Origin of the sequence: Bacillus piscicola, assembly GCF_022458745.1 — a bacterium.
Lineage (GTDB): Bacteria > Bacillota > Bacilli > Bacillales > Marinococcaceae > Alteribacillus_A > Alteribacillus_A piscicola.
Map to the genome: position 1 here is coordinate 240,263 of NZ_JAJJJF010000003.1, position 23,630 is coordinate 263,892.

21 protein-coding genes and 2 riboswitches are annotated in these 23,630 nt (G+C 47.0%); all 21 genes read right to left on the bottom strand.

From position 1 onward, the window contains the following. Nucleotides 1-14: 14 nt before the first annotated feature. The 21 genes from purD to LOR49_RS08765 all read right to left on the bottom strand — a co-directional run bounded on the left by purD (nucleotide 15) and on the right by LOR49_RS08765 (nucleotide 23,322). A complete protein-coding gene (gene purD / locus LOR49_RS08665) occupies nucleotides 15-1,268 on the bottom strand; it encodes a phosphoribosylamine--glycine ligase (RefSeq protein WP_240376057.1) in 1,254 nt (417 codons plus the stop codon). Nucleotides 1,269-1,286: 18 nt separating this feature from the next. After that, nucleotides 1,287-2,825 (bottom strand): bifunctional phosphoribosylaminoimidazolecarboxamide formyltransferase/IMP cyclohydrolase, encoded by a 1,539-nt coding sequence (purH, locus tag LOR49_RS08670; protein WP_240376058.1) that lies wholly within the window; start codon nucleotides 2,823-2,825, stop codon nucleotides 1,287-1,289. Further along, on the bottom strand, nucleotides 2,800-3,414 hold the full coding sequence (purN, locus tag LOR49_RS08675; RefSeq protein WP_240376059.1) for a phosphoribosylglycinamide formyltransferase: 615 nt from the start codon (nucleotides 3,412-3,414) through the stop codon (nucleotides 2,800-2,802). The genes purH and purN overlap by 26 nt, the downstream gene beginning before the upstream one ends. Continuing rightward, nucleotides 3,411-4,448, bottom strand: coding sequence for a phosphoribosylformylglycinamidine cyclo-ligase (purM, locus tag LOR49_RS08680; protein ID WP_240376060.1), 1,038 nt, complete (start codon nucleotides 4,446-4,448; stop codon nucleotides 3,411-3,413). The genes purN and purM overlap by 4 nt, the downstream gene beginning before the upstream one ends. Nucleotides 4,449-4,478: 30 nt before the next feature. Continuing rightward, nucleotides 4,479-5,897: an amidophosphoribosyltransferase gene (gene purF, locus LOR49_RS08685; protein ID WP_240376061.1), complete on the bottom strand. Its 1,419-nt coding sequence runs from the start codon at nucleotides 5,895-5,897 to the stop codon at nucleotides 4,479-4,481. Next, nucleotides 5,882-8,101 carry a phosphoribosylformylglycinamidine synthase subunit PurL gene (gene purL, locus LOR49_RS08690; RefSeq protein ID WP_240376062.1) on the bottom strand — a complete coding sequence of 740 codons (2,220 nt, stop codon included), beginning with the start codon at nucleotides 8,099-8,101 and terminating at the stop codon, nucleotides 5,882-5,884. The genes purF and purL overlap by 16 nt, the downstream gene beginning before the upstream one ends. Next, on the bottom strand, nucleotides 8,085-8,768 hold the full coding sequence (gene purQ, locus LOR49_RS08695) for a phosphoribosylformylglycinamidine synthase subunit PurQ (protein WP_240376063.1): 684 nt from the start codon (nucleotides 8,766-8,768) through the stop codon (nucleotides 8,085-8,087). The genes purL and purQ overlap by 17 nt, the downstream gene beginning before the upstream one ends. Continuing rightward, nucleotides 8,765-9,016, bottom strand: coding sequence for a phosphoribosylformylglycinamidine synthase subunit PurS (gene purS / locus LOR49_RS08700; protein ID WP_240376064.1), 252 nt, complete (start codon nucleotides 9,014-9,016; stop codon nucleotides 8,765-8,767). Before purS ends, purQ begins: the two co-directional genes overlap by 4 nt. Further along, a complete protein-coding gene (gene purC, locus LOR49_RS08705) occupies nucleotides 9,009-9,728 on the bottom strand; it encodes a phosphoribosylaminoimidazolesuccinocarboxamide synthase (RefSeq protein WP_240376095.1) in 720 nt (239 codons plus the stop codon). Before purC ends, purS begins: the two co-directional genes overlap by 8 nt. A gap of 18 nt (nucleotides 9,729-9,746) precedes the next feature. After that, on the bottom strand, nucleotides 9,747-11,042 hold the full coding sequence (gene purB, locus LOR49_RS08710) for an adenylosuccinate lyase (RefSeq protein WP_240376065.1): 1,296 nt from the start codon (nucleotides 11,040-11,042) through the stop codon (nucleotides 9,747-9,749). Nucleotides 11,043-11,074: 32 nt separating this feature from the next. Continuing rightward, entirely contained in the window at nucleotides 11,075-12,226 is a 1,152-nt protein-coding gene (gene purK / locus LOR49_RS08715; RefSeq protein WP_240376067.1) for a 5-(carboxyamino)imidazole ribonucleotide synthase, read from the bottom strand. Then, nucleotides 12,223-12,708: a 5-(carboxyamino)imidazole ribonucleotide mutase gene (gene purE / locus LOR49_RS08720; RefSeq protein ID WP_240376069.1), complete on the bottom strand. Its 486-nt coding sequence runs from the start codon at nucleotides 12,706-12,708 to the stop codon at nucleotides 12,223-12,225. The genes purK and purE overlap by 4 nt, the downstream gene beginning before the upstream one ends. A 111-nt stretch (nucleotides 12,709-12,819) precedes the next feature. Beyond that, nucleotides 12,820-12,922, bottom strand: a riboswitch (purine riboswitch). 84 nt (nucleotides 12,923-13,006) lie between these two features. Then, on the bottom strand, nucleotides 13,007-13,210 hold the full coding sequence (locus LOR49_RS08725) for an NETI motif-containing protein (RefSeq protein WP_240376070.1): 204 nt from the start codon (nucleotides 13,208-13,210) through the stop codon (nucleotides 13,007-13,009). 34 nt (nucleotides 13,211-13,244) lie between these two features. Then, nucleotides 13,245-13,784, bottom strand: a complete 540-nt coding sequence (locus LOR49_RS08730) for a DUF2179 domain-containing protein (protein WP_240376071.1) — start codon at nucleotides 13,782-13,784, stop codon at nucleotides 13,245-13,247. A 97-nt stretch (nucleotides 13,785-13,881) separates the two neighbouring features. Continuing rightward, nucleotides 13,882-14,433, bottom strand: a complete 552-nt coding sequence (locus LOR49_RS08735) for an isoprenylcysteine carboxyl methyltransferase family protein (protein WP_240376072.1) — start codon at nucleotides 14,431-14,433, stop codon at nucleotides 13,882-13,884. Between the two features lie 3 nt (nucleotides 14,434-14,436). Continuing rightward, entirely contained in the window at nucleotides 14,437-15,498 is a 1,062-nt protein-coding gene (locus LOR49_RS08740) for a type III polyketide synthase (protein WP_240376073.1), read from the bottom strand. A 262-nt stretch (nucleotides 15,499-15,760) separates the two neighbouring features. Beyond that, nucleotides 15,761-17,074, bottom strand: coding sequence for an NCS2 family permease (locus LOR49_RS08745; protein WP_240376074.1), 1,314 nt, complete (start codon nucleotides 17,072-17,074; stop codon nucleotides 15,761-15,763). Between the two features lie 150 nt (nucleotides 17,075-17,224). Continuing rightward, nucleotides 17,225-17,325, bottom strand: a riboswitch (purine riboswitch). Between the two features lie 99 nt (nucleotides 17,326-17,424). Then, nucleotides 17,425-18,963 carry a glutamine-hydrolyzing GMP synthase gene (gene guaA / locus LOR49_RS08750; protein ID WP_240376075.1) on the bottom strand — a complete coding sequence of 513 codons (1,539 nt, stop codon included), beginning with the start codon at nucleotides 18,961-18,963 and terminating at the stop codon, nucleotides 17,425-17,427. A gap of 71 nt (nucleotides 18,964-19,034) precedes the next feature. After that, nucleotides 19,035-21,158: a transglutaminaseTgpA domain-containing protein gene (locus LOR49_RS08755; RefSeq protein WP_240376076.1), complete on the bottom strand. Its 2,124-nt coding sequence runs from the start codon at nucleotides 21,156-21,158 to the stop codon at nucleotides 19,035-19,037. Next, the gene (locus LOR49_RS08760; RefSeq protein ID WP_240376098.1) at nucleotides 21,158-22,363 is read right to left on the bottom strand and encodes a DUF58 domain-containing protein; all 1,206 of its coding nucleotides are present in this window, start codon (nucleotides 22,361-22,363) and stop codon (nucleotides 21,158-21,160) included. The genes LOR49_RS08755 and LOR49_RS08760 overlap by 1 nt, the downstream gene beginning before the upstream one ends. A 2-nt stretch (nucleotides 22,364-22,365) precedes the next feature. Continuing rightward, nucleotides 22,366-23,322 (bottom strand): AAA family ATPase, encoded by a 957-nt coding sequence (locus tag LOR49_RS08765; protein WP_240376077.1) that lies wholly within the window; start codon nucleotides 23,320-23,322, stop codon nucleotides 22,366-22,368. Between the last annotated feature and the right edge of the window lie 308 nt (nucleotides 23,323-23,630).

Below are 23,630 nucleotides of genomic sequence, written 5' to 3' on the forward strand. Positions count from 1 at the left end.
TCCTTTTTTAATTTTCATATTCGTTTTATTGCTCTGTCACCGATGTCTTTGCGATAAAATACGTGTCGGTCATCGAGTTGCTCCAGCTTTTGATAAACAGCGGCTTGCGCTTCCTCCAGGGTGCTTGCTTTTTCTGCAGCAAGTAGGACTCGTCCCCCGGCTGTTACATATCCACCGTTCTTTCTGTCTGCCCCGGCAATAAATAAATACGCAGCGTCAGGAAGCATGCCGAGCTGCTTACCTTTTTCATATGGCCCGGGATAGCCTTTTGATGCAGCTACTACTCCTAATACCGCGTCATCTGACCACGTAAGGTCGGGTGTCTCCCCAGACAACAAGTCAAGAAGCACGACAGCAAGATCTGATTCTAATCGCGGCAGTACAACTTGGGCTTCCGGATCACCGAAACGAGCATTAAACTCAATAACCCGCGGCCCGGCTCCGGTCATCATCAGGCCGGCGTACAAAATACCGGTAAACGATCGCCCGTCTTTTACCATTCCTGAGGCAGCCGGCTGCAAGACTTCGCGAACAGCCTGGTCAATGTCTGCCTGGTCAAACTGTGGTACTGGGCTGTATGCACCCATCCCACCGGTATTTGGTCCTTTATCTCCGTCAAAGGCGCGTTTATGGTCTTGGGCGCCAACCATCGGCACCACCGTATCCCCGTGGACAAAAGCCATTAAAGACAGCTCTTCTCCTTCTAAATATTCCTCAATGACCACTTGTGCACCGGCATCTCCGAATTTACTGTCTTTCAAAATGTCAGAAAGAGCTGCAATCGCTTCTTCTTCTGAAAAAGCGACAGTCACTCCTTTTCCAGCTGCCAGTCCGTCTGCTTTAATGACAATGGGCGCACCTTGTTGTTTCACATGAGTGACTGCTTCATCAAAGTCCGTAGTGACGAAATACGAACCGGACGGAATTTGGTAACGCTGCATAAACTCCTTCGCGAAAGACTTGCTTCCTTCAATCAACGCTGCCTCTTTAGTTGGTCCGAACACTCGCAGACCCGCCTCTTGAAAAACATTCACAATCCCAGCCAAAAGCGGAACTTCCGGGCCGACGACCGTTAAATCGATTGCTTGCTCTTGCGCAAATGTAGAAAGCCCCTTTAAATCTGCCTCATTAATAGAAACAAGCTCCGCTACATTCTCCATCCCGGGGTTTCCGGGTGCAACATATACCTTGCTGACTACGGGGCTTTCAGAAAGCTTCCATGCTAACGCATGTTCACGCCCGCCGCTTCCTATGACCAAAACTTTCACGTACATACCCTCCTTTCTTTAATGCTTAAAGTGGCGCATCCCTGTAAATACCATGGTAATCCCGAGTGCATCAGCCCGTTCAATCGATTCTTCATCCCGTATCGATCCACCCGGCTGGATGATCGCACTGATACCTGCTTCACCTGCAGCCTCAACTGTATCTTTCATCGGGAAAAATGCGTCAGAAGCAAGTGCGCTTCCTTCTGCTTTTTCACCTGCTTGTTCAATGGCAATTTTCGCTGCCCCGACACGGTTCATCTGGCCGGCACCAACTCCAATTGTCATTTCATTTTTTGTCAGCACAATCGCATTCGACTTGACGTGTTTCACTACTTTCCAGCCAAGCTTTAGGTCTTCCCATTCCTGCTCTGTCGGCTCTCGCTTTGTTACGACACGTACGTCCGCATCCAGGAATCCTTTAAGGTCTTCATCTTGGATTAGCGCACCACCGTGGACGGTAGTAATTTTGGAGCGAGCTTCGGCCGTTTCCTCTAAAGAAATGGTTAAGAGGCGGAGGTTTTTCTTTTCTGTTAAAACGTCAAGCGCTTCCTGTGTAAAACTTGGGGCGATGATTATCTCCAGAAAAATCTGCTTTAACTTTTCTGCCGTCTCTTCATCAACTTCACGGTTAAGAGCGACAATGCCGCCAAAGATAGAGACAGGGTCCGCTTCAAACGCTTTTCCGAATGCATCAAAAATAGTGTCAGCCGTCCCGATACCGCATGGGTTCATATGTTTTACAGCCACTGCAGCCGGTTGATTAAACTCCTTCATCATACCAAGGGCTGCTTCCGCATCGTTAATATTGTTGTAGGACAATTCCTTACCATGTAGTTGAATCGCATTGGCAATAGAGCAGGTTGGAACGAGTGGCTCCCGGTAAAACGCTGCCTGTTGGTGCGGATTTTCACCGTAGCGAAGATCTTGCTTTTTCTCGTACGTGACCGTATATGTTTCAGGATACCGTTCACCTGTCTCTTCTGTTAAATAATGTGCAATGAGCGCATCATAAGCTGCGGTGTGGCGGAATACTTTGGCAGCAAGCTGCTTTTTTGTTTCCAGCTTTACATCCCCTGCTTCCTTCCACTCCCCAATCACTTTCTCATAATCTTCGGGGTCCGTTACAACCGTTACATATTGATGGTTTTTGGCTGCAGCACGGAGCATGCTCGGCCCGCCGATATCGATATTCTCGACCGCTTCTTCGTAAGTTGTGTCACTCTTGGCGATTGTCTCTTTAAAAGGATAAAGGTTCACGACAACGAGATCAATCGGCTTGATCGCCTGCTTTTCAAGTTCCTTCATATGAGATTCTCTCTCACGGATAGCAAGCAGACCGCTATGTATGTTTGGGTGCAGTGTCTTGACTCTGCCGTCTAAAATCTCCGGAAATCCCGTCACTTCTGAAATCCCAGTAACGTTGACCCCGCCTTCTTCAAGCACGCGGCTCGTTCCGCCCGTGGAGATGATTTCTACACCGCCTGCCTCTAGTTCTTTCGCAAAGGGGACGATCCCTTCTTTATTTGAAACACTAATTAATGCTCGCTTGATGGTCATTGTAAGGACTCCCTTCTAACGTTCGCTTCTCAATCAACAGTTGAATCGTTTCCGGATAAACACGGTGTTCGGCCGCCTGAATGGCCAGCGTGAGCGACTGAAGTGAATCAGTCTTCTTTACAGCCACAGCTTCTTGGGCAATAATTGGACCCGTATCCATTCCTTCGTCAACGAAGTGGACAGTGACACCGGTAATCTTGACACCTTTCTCCCATGCTTGTCCGATCGCATTTTTACCTGGAAAAGCCGGCAGCAGGGATGGATGGATGTTAATAATTTGTTTTTCAAACGCGTTAAGAAGTGTCGGACCGATCAATCGCATATACCCGGCTAGCACAATTAAATCGACACCTGCTTCTTTCAGCTTTTCCACAATCTCGTTTTCAAAAGCCGCCTTATTATCATACTCCCGGGCTCGAAAAGAAAAAACCGGAATGTTTAATTGTTCCGCACGTTTAACTGCATAAGCTTCTGAATTGTCACAGACAAGAAGTGCAATTTCTGCTTGCAGTCTTTCTTCTTTTGCAGCAAGGGCAAGGGCTTGAAAATTGGAGCCGCTGCCGGAGGCGAAAACAGCCAGCTTCATCAATCGTTCCCTCCCTCAATGTCAAGACATCCTGTATCTGTAACAGACCCGATGATATAGGCATCCTCTTCATTTTCTTTGAGAACACGGATAGCTTGTTCAGCTTCTTCTTTTTTAACAGCGGCTACCAACCCAATCCCCATATTAAAGGTGCCGAACATGTCTGTCGTCGTCAAGCTGCCTTTTTCCTGTAAGAATGAAAAAATAGGAAGCGGCTTCCAGTTTTCCGGTTGAACAGCAGCTCCGAGACCGTCCGGCAGCATGCGCGGAATGTTCTCATAAAAGCCGCCGCCGGTAATGTGCGCCATTCCTTTTACTTCAACCGCTGCTTGAAGCTTCTTCAATGCCTTCACATAGATGCGTGTCGGCTCAAGAAGGACGTCCCCGAGTTTTTTATCAAAAGGGGCATACGTCTCTTGTAAATCGAGGCCTTCTTCATCAAGAAGTACACGACGTACGAGCGAAAACCCGTTGCTGTGAATGCCGGACGACGGAAGTCCGATAAGGATATCACCGGGCTGAATAGAGTTGCCGGTGATTATATCTTTTTTCTCAACGGCTCCGACTGTAAAGCCGGCGAGATCATATTCATCTTCCTCGTACATCCCTGGCATCTCCGCCGTTTCACCACCGATTAGTGCACACCCAGCTTCTTCACAACCGTCGGCGACGCCTTTTACAATCGCTTCAACCTTGGTTGGATTTGCTTTTCCACAAGCTAAATAATCTAGAAAATAAAGAGGTTCCGCCCCTTGTACGGCAACATCATTGACACACATGGCGACAGCATCTTTACCGATCGTATCATGCTTGTCCATGGCAAAAGCAATCATCAACTTCGTCCCTACTCCGTCTGTACCAGAGATAAGGACCGGCTCTTTGTAAGGAAGAGAGGAGAGGTCGAACATGGCGCCAAAACCTCCCAAGCCTCCCATTACTTCTGGACGGAGAGTCCGGTCTGTATGCTTTTTCATGCGACGGACTGCTTCGTAGCCTGCCTCGACATCAACACCGGCTTTTTTATACGCTTCAGACATAAGAGTGCTCCTCCTTCCAGTACCCGTGGCTCATGATTTCACCTTATCATGAGGATGGAGGGTATCCTGGTAAATTTCAGTCGGGTATTTTCCTGTGAAGCAGGCGAGGCACTGCCCGCAATTCGGCTCATTATCCGGGCGTCCGATCCCTCTCAGCATCGCGTCAATCGACAAGAATGTAAGCGAATCGGCTCCCATATTCTCGCGCATTTCTTCAACTGAATGTTCAGCTGCAACTAATTCTGATTTCGTTGATGTGTCAATACCGTAAAAGCACGGATGCGTAATCGGCGGCGAGCTGATGCGGACGTGGACTTCAGTTGCGCCTGCTTCTTTTAACAGACGCACAATCCGCCTGCTGGTCGTGCCGCGGACTATCGAATCATCGACCATGACAACCCGTTTCCCTTCTACAACCCCCCGAACAGCGGAGAGTTTCATTTTAACCCCTTGTTCGCGCAACTCCTGGGACGGTTGAATAAACGTCCGGCCGACGTAGCGGTTTTTAATCAGCCCTAATTCATAAGGGATGCCTGTCTGTTCCGCATAGCCGATTGCGGCCGAAATCGAAGAGTCCGGTACCCCTGTAACAATATCCGCTTCGACCGGGGCTTCTTTTGCTAGTTCTTTTCCAAGCCGTTTGCGTGCGGAGTGAACATTAATTTGGTCCAAGTTCGAATCAGGACGGGAAAGATAAATATACTCCATGCTGCAGAATGAACGGGACGAGTTGTTTGAAAACATTTCCGAGTGGATGCCGTCTTCATCAAAAATCACAATCTCCCCAGGCAACACTTCTCGTTCGTACTCGGCTCCAATGACATCGAACGCACATGTTTCCGATGCAACGACATAGGCATCACCGAGACGACCGATCGAGAGCGGACGCATTCCATTCGGATCTTGGGCGATCATCAACTTATCTTCCGTCAAAACTGCGAACGCATAGGCACCTTTCAGCATTGTTAGGGCATTTTTCAACTGATCTTCGAGGCGTGGATATACACTTCGCTTTATTAAATGGGCGAGCACTTCTGTATCAGACGTTGATTGAAAAATACTGCCTTGGCTCTCGAGCTGATGTTTGACGCCATTTGCGTTAACAATGTTGCCGTTATGCGCGACTGCCATGCTTCCGGTTTGTGAGCGGAAGAGAAGGGGCTGGCAATTAACAAGCCCTCCCCCGCCTGCTGTCGCATAACGGACGTGCCCGACAGAGGCATGTCCATGAAGCTGCTCGAGTTCTCCCTCTTTAAACGCCTCTGTCACCAAGCCAAGCCCTTTATGAATAGACAATTCCTCACCGTCGCTTACGACAATTCCCGCACCTTCCTGGCCGCGGTGCTGCAAGCTGTGCAGACCGTAATACGTAATTTGCGCCGCATCTTTATGACCCCATACAGCAAAGACACCGCATTCTTCATTCAAGCCTTTTATTTCAGCAAGCATGGAATAGCTCCTCTCCAGGCGCGCTCTACTTCAGAAACGTCTGCCTGCAATATTACTTCACGCGTTGAATCAGTGATGACAAGGCTTTGGTCTTCTGTTACGTTTCCGACTTTTCGTGCATCTGGGATAAGTTTTTCAAAAGTAGTTTCGTTAGCAGCTGGGACGGATACAAGAAAACGGGACTGCGTTTCAGAGAACAGCTCTACGGCCGTATCACCTGTAATCGTAAGCGTTGCACCGAGTTTGGTACCGACCAGACTCTCAGCGGCAGCTACGGCAAACCCACCTTCGGCAATGTCATGAGCGGATGAAACAAGTCCCGTTTGAATTGCTTCTAACAGCTGAGTCTGCCGTTCTTTTTCTTCGTTCAAATCAATTACCGGAGGCTTACCGGAAATATCTCCTTTGCGAAGCTTTTGCAGCTCACTGCCCCCAAATTCCGGCTTAGCCTCCCCGATGACGTAAATGGCGTCTCCTGCTTTTTTAAACGATTGGGTTGTAACATGCGCCAGGTCCTCAATCAGGCCGACCATTCCGACAACCGGGGTCGGGTAGACTGCTCCTGCACCGCTCTCGTTGTAAAGAGAAACATTCCCACCAATAACCGGCGTGTTTAGCTCCCTGCACGCCACACTCATACCATCGGTTGATTTCTCAAGCTGCCAGTAAATCTCTGGATTTTCCGGGCTGCCAAAATTCAAGCAATCCGTTAATCCAAGTGGAGCTCCTCCCGAACAAACAATATTTCTCGCCGCTTCTGCCACAGCAATTTTCCCGCCTGTTTCCGGGTCAAGGTAGATATAGCGTGAATTACAATCTGTCGTCATCGCGAGGGCTTTGTTTTTCCCTCGTATCCGTACGACTGCCGCATCAGAACCAGGATGGACGACCGTATTTGTCTGTACCATGTAGTCGTATTGATCATACACCCATTCTTTGCTGGCGATCGTCGGCTGCTGTAGCAACTCCAAAAGCGTGGCTTTCGCATCCGCAACCTCATAAACGTAATGTTCTTGTTGTTGATTGTCCGCAAAGTAATGCGGCTCCTCTGAAGGTAGCTGATAGACAGGTGCATCTTCAGCAAGTGCATCAGCCGGTACATCAGCGACTACTTTTCCTTTGTGCAGCAGTCGCAAATTCTTCTCTTCCGTTACCTGGCCGATCTCTGCAAACCCAACACCCCATTTATCGCAGATCGCTTTAATCTCATGTTCCCGGCCTTTTTTCACGACCAGAAGCATCCGTTCTTGAGACTCGGAAAGCATCATTTCGTATGGGCTCATGCCTGTCTCGCGCTGTGGTACTGTATCAAGGTCCATTTCAATACCGAAGCCGGCTTTGCTAGCCATTTCAGCCGATGATGATGTCAAGCCGGCTGCTCCCATATCTTGAATACCGACAAGTGCATCAGACTGGACAATTTCCAAGCAAGCTTCCATCACAAGTTTTTCCATATACGGGTCACCGACCTGCACTGCCGGCCGCTTGCTTTCGGATGCTTCACTCAAGGCTTCAGAGGAGAAAGTAGCACCGTGAATACCGTCACGACCTGTGCTCGGTCCTACGTAAATAACCGTATTCCCCACTCCAGAAGCTTGTCCTTTTTTAATATCCTTATGATCAATCAAACCGACGCACATCGCGTTGACTAACGGATTTTTCTCGTAACATGGGTCAAACTGGACTTCCCCGCCAACTGTCGGAACACCTATACAGTTTCCGTACCCGGCAATCCCGGCAACCACTTCTTCGAACAAGTAACGGACACGTGGAGAATCCAGCTCCCCGAAGCGTAGCGAATTTAACAGGGCAATCGGACGTGCTCCCATCGAGAATACATCACGCAGGATCCCGCCGACACCAGTAGCAGCTCCTTGATAAGGCTCGATTGCGGAGGGACTGTTATGGCTTTCGATTTTAAAGACAACTGCCTGTTCATCCCCGATATCGATAATGCCTGCCCCTTCTCCCGGTCCCTGAAGTACTTTGTCTCCTTTTGTCGGGAATTTTTTCAAAAGGGACTTTGAGCTTTTGTAACTGCAATGTTCCGACCACATCACAGAGAAAAGACCGGTTTCCGTGTAGTTCGGCAAGCGCCCGAGAATGGTACCGACACGCTCAAATTCCTGGTCGGATAAACCCATCTCTTGATAAATTTTTTCCTCTTTAATTTGCTCTGGGGATGGTTCAAGAAGTAAGGACATTCGATTCCCTCCAGTGATTCAAAATCGATTGAAATAACTTTAAGCCATCAGCACTGCCTAGTACGTCCGCAGCGGCCCGTTCAGGGTGCGGCATCATCCCAAGCACATTCCCTTCTTTATTGGTAATGCCGGCAATATCTGCCACGGATCCGTTAACGTTGTCTCGGTACGTAAACACGATTTGATTATTCGCCTGTAATTGTGACAATGTCTTCTCATCACAGAAATAGCTGCCCTCTCCGTGCGCGATCGGAACGGAAATGCACTCACCTTTTTCATACTTATCTGTAAAGCCAGTTTCATTGTTTTCAACGATGAGTTCGGCCGGACGGCAAATAAATTTTAAATTTTTATTACGCTGCATCGCACCCGGTAAAAGGCCCGCTTCTAACAAGATTTGAAATCCGTTACAGACACCGAGCACTGGTTTTCCTTTTTTTGCCTCTTCCATGACACTCGCCATTACAGGAGCGAAACGGGCAATCGCACCAGTCCGTAAATAATCTCCGTACGAAAAACCGCCGGGAAGCAGGATAGCATCAAAGTCGGCTACACTTTCCTCGCTATACCACACTTTTTCAACTTCTACGTTCAATCCCTCTTTAACCGCGTAGAACATATCATCGTCGCAGTTCGATCCAGGAAAGACAATTACTGCGAACTTCATTTGGAGACAACCTCCCCAATTGTATACGTGTAATCTTCAATGACTGGATTAGACAACAGCTTTTCACACATTTCCTTAATACGGGCATCCAGGTTATCTGTCTGTTCCATTTCTAATTCGATAAACTTTCCAGTCTGAACACTTTTTACCTCGTGGTAATCCATGGTGTGGAGTGCGTTCTTCACAGCACTTCCCTGCGGATCAAGCACACCTTCTTTTAATGTTACGTATACCTGCACTTTAACCATGCAGAGCCCCTCCCAGCCTTTTTAAAATTTCTTCATATCCTTCTTGCAACGATCCGATTCCGTAGCGGAACAAGTCCTTATCGAACTTTTCTTTCGTATCTTTATCCCATAACCGGCACGTATCCGGAGAAATTTCATCAGCTAAGAGAATCTCTCCTGTGCTCGTGCGCCCAAACTCGAGCTTGAAATCTACGAGGATAAGGCCACAGCTATTGAATAGACTTTTTAAATGATCATTAATGAATAGCGTTTGTTTTTTTATCTGTGCTAGTTCGTTTGATCCGGCGAGCTCAAGAAGAGTTATGTGGTCCTCATTCAAAAGCGGATCGCCGAGTTCATCACTCTTATAATAAAATTCAACGACAGGCTTGATGAGTTCGGTTCCTTCCGTAAGCCCGGTCCGCTTCACTAGGCTTCCTGCCGCCACATTACGAACAGTTACTTCAAGCGGAATGATCGCTGTCTTCTGAACGAGCTGCTCGGTGCTTGATAGTTTCTGGACGAAGTGACTATTAATACCGGCCACCGCGAGCTTTTCAAATAAAACGCTGGTAATTTCGTTATTTAAACGCCCTTTTCCGGAAAGTTTCTGCTTTTTCTCACCGTTAAATGCTGTCGCTTCATCTTTGTATTCCACCCAGAGCAAGCTATCTGAGTCTGTTTTATACAGCTTCTTTGCTTTTCCTTCGTATAAAAGCGCTTCTTTCTTCATCACGATCGCGCCCCTTTCTTATACCAGGTCTGCTCTCTTGAAGATGACGTCGATCTGCTTGAGATGTCGACGGTAGTCAAAACATCCGGTAATTTCTTCGTCAGTCAACAAATCAGTAATTCGTGGCTCATTCTCGATCAAGTCGCGGAACGGCACTCCTTTTTCCCATGCTTCCATTGCTTTAGGCTGGACAAGATCATAGGCTTCTTCACGGGCCATCCCTTTGTTAATGAGGGTGAGCAGTACTTGCTGAGAATAAATAAGTCCGTATGTCTTTTCCATATTTGCTTTCATGTTTTCAGGGAAGACAGTTAAGTTTTTGATGATATTACCGAAGCGATTTAACATGTAATTCAAGAGAATGGTAGCGTCCGGCAAGATAATCCGCTCCGCCGAAGAATGGGATATATCCCGCTCATGCCAAAGCGGAACGTTCTCGTACGCTGTCATCATATGGCCGCGGATCACTCGCGAAAGCCCAGTCATGTTCTCTGAACCAACCGGGTTTCGCTTATGAGGCATGGCCGAAGATCCTTTTTGTCCTTTTGCGAAAAATTCTTCGACTTCGCGTGTTTCGCTTTTCTGCAGACCGCGGATTTCTACCGCCATTTTTTCAATCGATGTCGCAATTAAAGCGAGCGTGCTTATATAATGAGCATGACGGTCACGCTGAAGCGTCTGTGTAGAAACACGGGCCGCTTCGAGGCCGAGACTCTCGCATACATAACTCTCCACGTCCGGGGGAATATTCGCAAAGGTTCCGACCGCTCCCGAAAGCTTACCAACACGTACTGTTTCGGCTGCCGCTTGAAATCGTTCCATATTGCGCTTCATTTCCTCATACCAGAGGGCAAGCTTCAATCCGAATGTCGTTGGCTCAGCATGAACACCGTGTGTACGCCCCATCATAACTGTATCTTTATGTTCAAGTGCTTTTTCTTTTAATATAGTGAGAAAGCGTTCCATATCTTTTGCTAGTATTGTATTTGCTTGTTTCAACAAGTAAGAAAGAGCTGTATCGACAACATCGGTAGACGTGAGGCCATAATGGACCCACTTCTTTTCTTCTCCGAGTGATTCCGATACAGCACGTGTAAAGGCGACAACATCGTGACGGGTTTCCGCTTCTATTTCTTTAATGCGCTCCACATCAAAATGCGCGTTCTCACGGATCTTCGCTACGTCCTCTTTTGGTATCTCTCCTAATTCAGCCCACGCTTCACACGCAGCAATCTCTACTTCCAGCCACGCATTAAAACGATTTTCTTCCGTCCAGATCGCACCCATTTCTGGTCTTGTGTACCGTTCAATCATGTCATTTCCTCCACTCTATCTCGTTGATTGCTTTAATTATCTTGTTCAGCGTTAGATACGGTTTTCCATATGTTCTCGGTCCGGTCCAGCGCGTCTTCTACACTTTCTCCAAGTACGGTCCAATGTCCCATTTTTCTCCCATGCTTCGCCTCTTCTTTTCCGTACAGATGGACGTGCCCTTGCTTTGCCAAATCTTTGAGGTTCTCGTACACCGGGGAAAGATGCTGTCCAAGAATGTTCGTCATAACAACCGGCTTCAATAACGCAGTCTCTCCGAGCGGCCAACCACACACAGCACGGATGTGCTGAGCAAATTGTGATGTTTCACACGCTTCAATCGTATAGTGCCCCGAATTGTGAGGACGCGGTGCTAATTCATTCACATAAATGGTTCCTTCATTAATAACGAACATTTCAACGGCGAGCGTTCCAATTAATTCAAGTTTTTCTGCAAGCCGGCGGGCAATGCGCTCAGCTTTATCTTTTGTTTGTGAGCTGATTCGTGCCGGTACAATTGTCTGATGCAAAATATTGTGTTGGTGGACGTTTTCCCCGACAGGAAATGTCGTAATTTCGCCAGTCGTACTTCTCGTTACGATAACAGAGATTTCTTTTTCAAACGGAATCCAGCTCTCTAAGACCAGCTCTCGGTCACCCCCACCGAGAACGGAAAATGCCTCACTTGCCTCATGCTCGTTTTTTATCACAACTTGTCCCTTTCCGTCGTAACCACCCTGGCACGTTTTTAACACAGCAGGACATTTTAGTTCTTGTAAGGCGTTCGTAAGATCCGTCTCCGTCTTGACACCCCGGTAAGGAGCCACTGGAACATCTGCCCCTTCAATCGCTTGTTTCTCGCGAAGACGGTGCTGGGTAGTGAATAACAGCTTGCTTCCTTGAGGTAAGTACAATTTTTCTTCAAGAAAGGAGGCCGTGTCCGCGTCAATATTTTCAAATTCATAGGTCAGTACATCACAAGTTTCGGCCAGTTGCAAAGCGCCATCGCGATCATCATACGTAGCTACAACTTCCTCGTCCGCCACCTGTCCAGTAGGAGAATCACTTTTTGGCTCCATCACGGCAATGCGAAAGCCCATTGCTTTTGCTGCCAGTGCCATCATTCTCCCAAGCTGACCGCCTCCTAGTATACCGATCGTTTTTCCAGGTGGAAGCATTGCTTTCATGAGAGATCCCCCGTTTCCATTACTTTTGTTCGGAGCTCTTCTCTTCGTTCTTCTAGCCGGACTGCCAGTTTATGGTCAAAAGCACCTATCATTTCTGCCGCTAACAGACCGGCATTAACAGCACCTGCTTTCCCGATTGCCACCGTGGCTACCGGAACCCCACCTGGCATTTGGACGATGGAAAGGAGCGAGTCCATCCCGTCAAGCGCCTTCGATTGAACTGGTACGCCAATCACTGGAAGTGTTGTTTTGGCCGCTGTCATCCCAGGTAGATGAGCAGCACCCCCCGCACCGGCAATGATGACTTTTAACCCTCGTTCCCGGGCCGTTTCTGCATAAGTAAACATTAAGTCGGGCGTCCGGTGTGCGGATACGACTTTTTTCTCGTAAGGGACATGTAGTTCATCGAGCACCTCACACGTATTCTTCATCGTCTCCCAATCAGACGTACTTCCCATAATCACTCCAACTTGTGGTTCCATCCGTTCTGCCTCCTTCAAAAATCGCATGAGAAAACCCCGGTTCAGCAGCTTTCTAGTCATGAGAGAAAGCCGCCATTCCCCAGGGCAAAGCAAATTTGTTTAGAAATTGGGCATGGCGCATCTTTCCCTCATAGTCCGGTAATTTACGGTCGCCGGGTAGAAACGTATCAGGCCGTATTCCTGAAATTATATGAGGAAATCGTATTCACGTTTGTTTACAAGTATAGCTTAACAAGGAATCAACAAGCATGTCAATTAAAAATCGAACATTAAAACCTAATATAGTTTTAATGTTCGTCTATTTGCGTTTCGCTTCAAAAACTATCCGTTGTTTCAATGGTATTTTTTCTGTTTTGCCATTTTTCTTTATCTCTTGGAATACAGGCTCTTCCCTGCGCCTGACGGGAGTGTAGCCTTCCGCGGCGATCCGATTGAGGCATTCCTCGATCGTCTCTTTCTCTCCTACTTCATATTTTTTCTTGGTCCGTTTATCTGCCGTCATGCTTTTTCTCCTTTCACAGCGCCCTTCTAAGCAATTAACGGCGAATTCCCTTCACCCAGAAACCGCCAAAGAAGGCTTTCGGTTCATGAGAGATAATAAACGCTTTTGGGTCGAGTTTTTTAACAGTAGAATACAAGTCTGATTCTGATTTCCGTGACGTTAGAATCTCCATCATCAACCGTTCCCCCTCACGTCCGTATGCAACCCAGTTCGTCACTCCGTATCCTTTGTTACGAAGAGCATTAGGAATGTCCGGTTCGTATTCTTTCGTAATCACGTTTACCGTAATGTAACCAAGCGCCAGCTTTTCTTCAATTTTCATACCGACGATCACCCCGGTGCCGAAACCGATTGCATAAGCCATCAAATTAAACACATTATCTAGATTATCTAAAACAAGTCCCAGGCCGACAACATAAATAAGAATTTCGAAAATGCCGAGCACTCCGGCAAAATAACGCTGCCCTTTCAACGTAAAAATCATTCGCAGTGTAAATAACGAAACATACACGATATTAATCGTAAAAATAACACCTGCTAGCGACCATGCATTTTCAAGAAAGCTCTCCATCATCTAAAGTGCTCCCTCCCCCGCTCAAAGTTTGTTCTAGTTGCTAATTTCTGAAAGAATATATCATGTTTTCTCTCACGTGGGAAGTACCAATTTTCCCTCACTTTTCTACAGACATCCGGGGTGATTTTTCTTTCTCGGCATTCCGTAATTGCCGCAAGGCTTCTTCTTCAGCTGGGATACGAATGAACAGGAGGAGGAGAGCATTTAATAGCGAAAAAACGACAGCTGTCACCCATGCTCCGAAGAGAAGCGGTATTATCAAAAGTTCGACAGCAACGATGAGATAATTAGGATGGGAAAGAAAACGGTAAGGGCCCCGTTTCACTCGTTTTTCCCCCGGGAGAACGATTATCTTTGTATTCCAATACTTGCCGAGCGACGCTAATGTCCAGATTCGTAATGCCTGGGACGCTAAAAAAATAAAAAATAGCAGCGGCCATACACTTCCCATGTTAACGCCCTTACACATCACTTCGGCAATAAGTGACACAAAAAAGCTGACATGGAGAAGAACGATCCATTTATAATGCGATCTGCCAATCTCAACAGCTCCGGATCGTTTCATTCGTTTTTCATTCACACGCGCATAGATGACTTCTGCGATTCTTTGCAGCACCACAATAGAAACGATAATAAGAAAAATAATCATTCGTTACTCTCCCCATTCGAGCCAAACCATCTCGGAACTGAAACCCGGCCCTAATGCCGTTAACAGACCTTGCTCACCTGATTCGGGACCGCTTTCCATTATCTCCTTTAATACGTAAAGAACGGTTGGAGAGGACATGTTCCCGTAGGAAGAGAGAATCCGCTGAGATGGGGCTGTTTTCTCTTGTGAGAATGCCAAGGCTTGTTCATAAGCCTGCAGTACTTTCTTGCCGCCGGGATGTGCGACAAAGTGGTCAATATCTTGCTCTTTCTTTCCTAACTGTTTCAAAAACTGTTCAACGTTCGGTTTCAGCCAACTTTCAATAATCGCAGGGATACTACGGGAAAATACGACATGCAGACCCCCGTCTTTCACATCCCAACCCATGACATCTTCCGAATGCGGCATTAAAGTAGACTGAACGTCAACAGTACGCGGCCGGACCTCGTTCTGTTTTTCTGCGTTGCCGCTCATCAACACACAGGCACATCCGTCAGCAAATAGAGAAGTGCCTACTAAATTGCTTTTCGAGTGGTCGTTCTTTTGGAATGTTAAACTGCATAATTCAATACAAAGCACGAGCACTTTCGCATGAGGATACGCAAGTAAGTAATCATGAGCACGGCTCACTCCAGCCGCTCCCCCGGCACAGCCGAGTCCCCACAATGGGATTCGTTTGATATGAGCCGGTAAACCAAGTTGGTTCATAATGCGAGCATCGATCGTCGGTGTCGCCATACCAGAACTGGAAACGAAAAAAATCGCATCAATATCTTCTTTGGCCGTATTCGTTTCTGTAAGACAACGCTCGACGGCACGGCCTCCCATACGCACGGATTCTTCGATATATAGTTCGTTTTTTTCTTCTAAACCACGATCTTCCTGAAACCATGTCAGCGGTGCTGCTAAATAACGCCGGGTAATTCGTCCGTTTTCAAACACTTGTAATAAACGTTCAATATCTCGAAAGTGATCACCGAACAATTGCCTTACGATATGTACAGTCTCCTCTTGCGATACTTCATACGGCGCATCTTCGGTAACCACGTGCTCTATTACAGCCATTTTTATCCCTTTCCTCTCTTCTCTTGACAACAACCGAGCTTATTTCCCGGGAAATTGGTGTATATCGACACTATTAAACAGTATTTGCTATTTCTTTTACTATACCCGGCAGTGGTGCGCAGCATACACTTATTGCCTAACCCTTCTAGAGCTGGCAGCCTCTTTCCTCTATTTCCCTGTTTATCTCATCTTTAAATCACCTTTCCTAGCAATTCCATTTTGTAAATAAAAAAAGCCAGAGCACAATGCTCCAGCTTTTTTCTTATCCTCCTAAAAACCCAAAATATGCAATAAAAACAAAGAATAACACATACATGATAGGATGAATTTCTTTTCCTCTCCCTTTTAACAGCATCGTAATCGGATAAAAGATAAAGCCAAGTGCGATCCCTGTCGCAATGCTGTAAGTGAGCGGCATCGCGGCAACCGTTAAAAAAGCCGGTAACGCAATTTCAACTTTGCCCCATTCAATAAGCCGCAGCGATGACGCCATTAATACACCGACCAGAATTAAGGCTGGCGCCGTTACTTGTTCGGTGACAACGACAAGAAGCGGGGAGAAAAACATGGACAGAAAAAATAAAATACCAGTCACGACCGAGGTGAATCCGGTCCGGCCTCCGGCTGCAACCCCGGCAGTCGATTCAATAAAGGCCGTTGTTGTCGACGTTCCGAGAATAGCTCCAATCGACGTAGCAGAGGAATCAGACAACAAAGCACGGCTTGCACGCGGCAGCTTATTGTCTTTTACGTAGCCCGCTTGATTGGCCACGGCGTAAAGTGTTCCTGCTGTATCAAAGAAATCAACGAATAAGAAGGTCAATACGACAATAACCATTTGTACGATTAACTGATTACTCCATTCGACATCGCCGAGAACTGCAAAGGCAGCCCCAAATGTCGGAGCGAGGCTTGGAGCACTGCCGATAATTTTTTCAGGTAACCCGATTAAGCCGACGACAATACCGGCAATTGACGTCAAGACCATTCCATAAAAGATACCACCGTGGACACCACGTACCATCATAATTGCCGTTACGACCAAACCAAAGCAGGCAAGCAAAGTAGTTGGATTCGTCATTTCCCCGAGAGCAACCGCTGTTGCTTCGTCCGGCACAACAATGCCGGCATTTTTCAGACCGACAAATGCGATAAAAAAACCGATACCAGCGGCCACCGCATATTTTAATTCTGCCGGAATGGCATTAATAATTTTCTCTCTAACACCGAGCAGCGTAATAGTAATAAATATAATTCCTGATAAAAAGACACCAAATAATGCAAGTTGCCATGGAATGCCAATTCCGAGGACGACGGTGTAGGCGAAGAAAGCATTCAGTCCCATCCCTGGAGCCAACGCGATAGGATACTTCGCAAGCAGCCCCATGATAAGCGTACCAACGGCGGCTGAAAGGGCTGTAGCCGTAAAGACAGCACCCTGATCCATGCCGGCATCCGAAAGGATGAGCGGGTTAACAAACAAGATATAGGCCATCGATAAAAAGGTCGTTAAACCCGCCATGCTCTCCTTCCGGTAGTTTGTCCCCCATTTGTTAAATTCAAAATAACGTTGCACAACAGTTCCCCCTTGGTTCGTATATACGCCTATTTTCTCCAACTGTTGACAGCCGTAACCACAAAAAACTCCAGACAGATCATTTTCTGCCTGGAGCGGACGTAAAAAAATCAATGACTCTGGGAAGTAACGTTCCTACTTCTATAGCTGTCAGAGACACAGATTTTTCGTAGTCAAGCTATTTACGGCAGCCTGTAGAAACTCACGAGCCCTATTCTCGTGATTATACGAAAAAATGTTGTTTTGTTTCTTACAATATAGCAGTCACCCTCGTGACCGTCAAGTAAATCACGAACATTAAGCTAGTAACCAAAAACAATGTTCGTTCTCCGAGTTGTCTCCCTGCCAGGCTACTCCCACTCAATCGTAGCAGGTGGTTTTGAGGTAATATCGTAAACGACACGGTTCACATGCTTCACTTCATTCACAATTCGTGTCGAAATCTTTTCGAGAACATCGTAAGGGATTCGCGCCCAATCAGAAGTCATGCCATCAACAGACGTTACCGCACGGATGCCGACCGTGTAATCGTACGTGCGCGCATCTCCCATAACTCCAACGCTGCGCATGTTTGGTAGCGCAGTGAAGTATTGCCAAATGTCTCGTTCCAGACCGGCATTTGCGATTTCTTCCCGTAAAATGGCATCCGATTCCCGAACGATTTCGAGCTTTTCTTCTGTAATTTCCCCGAGAACCCGAATTCCCAATCCCGGTCCCGGGAACGGCTGGCGCCAGACAATCTCATCCGGCACTCCCAATTCCGTTCCCAACTTACGAACTTCGTCTTTAAAAAGACTTTTCAACGGTTCAATGAGTTCAAAATTCATATCTTCCGGAAGACCCCCAACATTGTGATGAGACTTAATTGTCTGGGCCGTGTCCGTTCCGCTTTCAATAATATCCGTATACAGCGTTCCTTGCGCTAAGAAATCCATGTTTTCAAGTTTTCCAGCTTCCTCTTCAAACAGGTAAATAAATTCGTTTCCGATGATTTTCCGCTTTTGTTCAGGGTCTGATACTCCTTCTAATTTTCCTAAAAAGCGGTCCTTCGCATCAATTTTTACGAGGTTCATATGAAAATCATCACCGAATGTCTTCATCACGCTGTCTCCTTCATTTTTGCGGAGCAGGCCGTGATCGATAAACATACATGTCAACTGATCACCGATCGCCTTATGTATCAAGGCTGCTACAACAGAAGAGTCCACTCCGCCGCTCAACGCACAGAGGACATTTTTATTGCCGACTTGGCTGCGAATAACATCGACTTGTTCATCGATAAAATTCTTCATCGACCAGTCACCCGCACAGCCACAAATCGTGAAAGCAAAGTTTTTCAAAATGTCAGTTCCAAACTGAGTATGGCGGACTTCCGGGTGAAATTGCACCGCGTACATGTTCCGGCCTTTATCGCTCATCCCTGCTACCGGACAAGCAGGATTGGTAGCATCCACTTCAAAGCCTTGCGGTGGTTCCATAATCAAGTCACCGTGGCTCATCCATACCGTCTGTTCTTTAGGTAGATCCTGATACAAGGGGGAATCTTTCTCAACTGTAAGCAGCGCTTTACCAAACTCCCGGTGGTTTGCCGCTTCTACTTTCCCTCCGAAGTGATAAGCAAGCAGCTGCATACCGTAACAAATGCCAAGAATCGGGATTCCCAGCTCATAGATTTCAGGGTCGCAAGCCGGCGCCCCTTCTGTATAGGCGCTATGAGGGCCTCCAGAAAAAATTATTCCCTTTGGATTCATTGCTTTTAACTCATCTGTAGTGAGCTTATGGGAATGAAGTTCACTGTAAACGCCAAGATCTCTAATGCGCCTTGTTATCAATTGATTGTACTGCCCGCCAAAATCAAGTACGACGATCATTTCATTTTCTTGTTCCATCCTATTATTCCACCTCATTTAATCTTCGCCTAAAACATGCCTATCATTTTAGCAGTCGCATCTTAAAGCGGTCAAGCCTTGATGGAGCGAATGACATTTTTCCACATTACAATGAAATCACCCGTTTTTCCCGTATACTTCCCGTAATGCATTTTTTCGAATTCATAAGTAAGCCTCGTCATGTCCTCTGTTTTCAATACACCATCGACACGCCGGGAAAATTCACGCAGCGTTTCGTTTTGTTTCTTTTTCATTCCTGCTCGTCGCAGAATCCATAAGAGTGCATAATACGCTTTCGTCATGCCTACGGGTTCGCACGAGCGCTGATAACGAAGGAGGATCAATCTTTTTAGTAATGGCATGCGGAAGAGAAATACTCCTGTGATAACCGCAACAGCGCCGAGCAAGATCGGCCAATTCAGCAAGCCGTGAATGGGAACTGCCGCCCCATCGTCTGTTTCCTTTTTATCAGCTTCTGATTCCTTTTCCTGCTCCTCTTTCTCCTTTTCATCCGCATCCTTTTCCTCATTATCCGCAGTTCCTACCGTATAGTCAAAATCAGCTGAAAAACCATGCGTCGGTTCAAAAGGAACCCAGCCTACTTCAGGAAAATATACCTCTACCCACGAGTGGGCATTGGCATTCGTAATTTCATAGATCGTTTTGCCGTTCTTTTGACCAACTTCCTCACCCGTCGTAAAACCTTTCACCCATCTCGTAGGAATATCGAGTGTCCGCAGCATGACAGCCATACTTGTGGAGAAGTTATCGCAATAACCTCGTCTTGTCTCAAATAAAAACTGCGTGACATAATCCTCACCCTTTTCTGGAACCGGCACATCCTTCGTATCATAAGTGAAATCAGGCCCATGAAAAAAACTTTCAATAGCACGCACTTTATCATACCGGTTCTCTTTCCCGATCGTAAGATTCTCCGCAAGCGTTTGAACCGACGACGGGAAGTCTTCTGGAAGGCTGAGATAGTGTTCCTTAATGAAGACTGGATCCACCGCATCCGCTTGCTTCATGTTTTCAATCGGGAAGATCCCTTTCTCAAACATCAGCTCATATTCGTCAGCATGGTACGGCTCGCCGTGTAAAAAAGTACTCGCCTTCCCGGAATAGCGATCTACCTCGGTGTGTACAACTTTCTCTTCGGTTGCAATCTTTTTTAAAGAACCCGGGTAAAAGACAAATGGAAAAGACCAGTCGCCATTCATCTTGACCGTCATTTCTTGTTCTTTTCTCACGGTTCCCTCTTCATATAGGCTGCTTTCAGGCCCGGATTCATGGGGAGTGTCTCGTTCCCAGCCGCTGCCAGTATACCTATTTTTCGACTCACCCCGCCAATAGCCGCTTTGTTCACCAACAGCTGTGAAAACGAGCGTATCATCCATAGCGAATCCACCGCCGAGCTGTTTATCATTATCTCCGTAGCCGATTCGCCTCGGAGCATTTTTTCCGAGTATGCTGTCCTCGTCCACTCCTGTCGCCGCCTTTAAATAAGGGACGGGATCCGGCCACTGCGGGTCAGCCTTCGGTAAGAGTGCGCCAGCCCCGGCTGCAGCGGAGAGTAAGAGAAGCGAAATAGCAAACCAGCGCAGCCATATCTTTCTGCTGCCAGTACCGGGAAAGTAAAGCGACAGCCTGTCCCATTGCAATAGCGCAAGCAAGACAAAGCCAAGCAGGAAGGCACGGACAATAGCAACCTTGCCGTCATACGAGGAAAAAGTATCTATCACTCCGATATATATAATGGTGAAAGCGAAGAAAAACAATATTCGACGGGCGTGGATAACCCAGAAATAGATTAAATAGCTCATGATCGCAAGCAAAAACAAAAACAAAAAACTGCGAAACAAGTCGCTGAATTGGAACCAATCGCCACTCATTAAATAGCCGGCATTTTGAACGAAGTCCGACCAAAAGGTCTCTCGCCACCCTTCCCTTAAAAAGGGAGTATCAAAAAAAATAAGGTGAAGGCCGAATAATATACTTGTTCCAATTAACAGTATTCTCCCCCACCACGGGATACCGAAAAACATGACAATAAAAAAGAATGCAGATTCTGCTACAAAAACAGGCATAAATCCGGTGTCAGTCACCGTCGGAAGCGGGAGCAGCCACTCCATTAACAACAGATAGGCGAGCGTATAAGTGACAAAGAGCCGTGGGCTTTTATACAATCTTCTCACTAAGGCCCCCCCTTTTCAACGTGTAATGGACTTGTTGCACGTCGTTCGCGCGCAAAGTAAACAAGCACTCCCCTCCCGCGCAAAGACCGAAGCATCTCCGTATCCTGTTTGCGCTGATTCGGACTGCCGATGTAACCGATAAGTACTGTCCTCCCCTTTAGTATGACAAGCTTCAGCTCCTCGTAACGTGCTTCGGAGAGCCGGGACGTTATATACACGATGACATTTCCGGAGATGCTGTTATGGAAGGAGCTGCTAATCGGTGACGAAGACCCGTTCCTGCCTGCTCTCGCCAATTCTTTGAAAATCTCTTGAAAGTGCCGCTTGTTGGAACCGGGCACGACAATTGGTTCATTATCCGCTGTAAGTGCGAAGCCGGTGCGGATGTTCTCTTTGCGGCCAAAATCGGCAAAGGAAGCCGCTAATTCAACTTGGCGCTCAAACCGCTCGCTGCTTTCCGCCTCGCTGTTTTCCAACAGGATCATCATTCCCTTTCCTTCTTGAGACTCGAATTCTTTCGTCACCAGCTTACCGGCACGCGCAGACACTTTCCAATCAATACTCGTCAGCTTATCACCGGCCGCATATTCCCGTACCCCTGCAACAGAAAGAGTATCATTGCGGAGTTTCGAGACCGAAACAACCGAATCTTCTTCGTCATGAAGCGGGGGTGGCCATTGGTGTAGCGGCCTGATTTCAGGGAGGACGACGACCGATGCAGATGCGGCAGCTACGTATTCTTTTTGATAAAAACCGAATAAATCGCCGGCTGCAAGTGTGACCTCAGAAAACTCATACACCCCGCGGACAGCTCCCTGAGTCTTATATGTATAGTGTATTTCTTTTTTTGCCTTGAAAAAGTATACCGTTCCTGGAAAGCTTCCTGCAGCATCTAAGCCTGCGGGGACGTCATCTATGATACTGAGGTACACAAAAGGAAAAGGGAATTTTTTACGTAGTGTAATCGTCATGTCGAATGGCTCGTTAAGAGTATGAAGATGGCCGCTTACTGTTCGTTCCACTGTCACCCAACGAAGTGGATATAGAAGAAAAACAACATGAAACAATACAACAATAACGACACTGTAGAACAAAAACCAGCTCACATAGCCTCCTTGGAACATAGCGTAAGTGAACAAAACCCCTGTCAGGACTAATACAGACAGGAGTTTCATTATTTTGAAAAGCTCTCGGCTTACCCTCATGTTCACTGTACCGCTCTCCGTTTCGACAGCGAAACGTGAGCCCGCGACAAAACGTCCTCCACAACATACTCCCCGTCTCTATCTGTCATTTCCAAATTCGGACGTGAAATAATGCGGTGGGCAAGAACACGAGGGGCCAAATATTTCACGTCATCCGGAACGACATAGTCTCTTCCTTGTAAAAAGGCATAAGCTTGGGCACCTTTCATTAAGGCAATCGACCCGCGCGGACTCACACCAAGCTGGACATCAGGATGCTCTCGCGTTCCCTTTACGAGATTGATAATGTAACGTTTTACTGATTCTTCTACAAACACAGAGGCTGCAAGCTCCTGCATCTTCAGCACCTCATCACGTGACAGCACCGCTTCCAACGTATCAATCGGGTGATGTTGTTCGACACGGTTCAACACCTCCAACTCTTCCTCTTCCGTTGGATACCCCATTTTTAATTTCAATAAAAAGCGGTCAAGCTGCGCTTCTGGAAGCGGATAGGTCCCACCGTATTCGATCGGATTCTGGGTTGCCATCACAAAAAACAATTTCTCTAAGGACCGCGTCTTTCCGTCGACCGTCACACTACCTTCTTCCAATGCTTCTAGGAGGGCAGACTGTGTTTTCGGAGATGTCCGGTTAATCTCATCGGCAAGAACGACATTTCCCATCACTGGTCCAGGACGGAATTCAAAGGATTGTGTTTTTTGGTTGTACATCGAGATCCCGGTTACATCCGAGGGAAGCAAGTCCGGTGTAAACTGAATGCGTCTGAAATCAGCCCCGATCGAGCGCGCCAACGCCCGCACCATCATCGTTTTCCCTACTCCCGGAACATCTTCAATTAACACATGCCCGTTCGCAAGCAATGCGGTCAAACTCAACTCTATTTCTTCACGTTTCCCAACAACTACACGTTCCACATTTTCAATAACGGTATGCAAAGCGGTAAGCTTGTCTGTCACAGTATTTCCCCCAATAAACTGCTGTTCGCATTACTTCTCATACGCTCGATTTTTCTCATACCTCTATCTTATCATACGATGTAGAAAGCGGAGGATAAAAATACTGCCAAATGTATACTTGGGTATACATCACAAAAAGTGGAGACCATGATATATTTCTCCTTACATTGAATCAATTTCATAATTCAAATGAAGTTAACGAAAGCCGATCAATTCGGACCTAATGTAGAATGATCGCTTTCCACTGCAGGCGGACGCTTTCCGCGGGCAACGCCTCAGCCCCCTCGACCTGCAAAGCAGGTCTACGT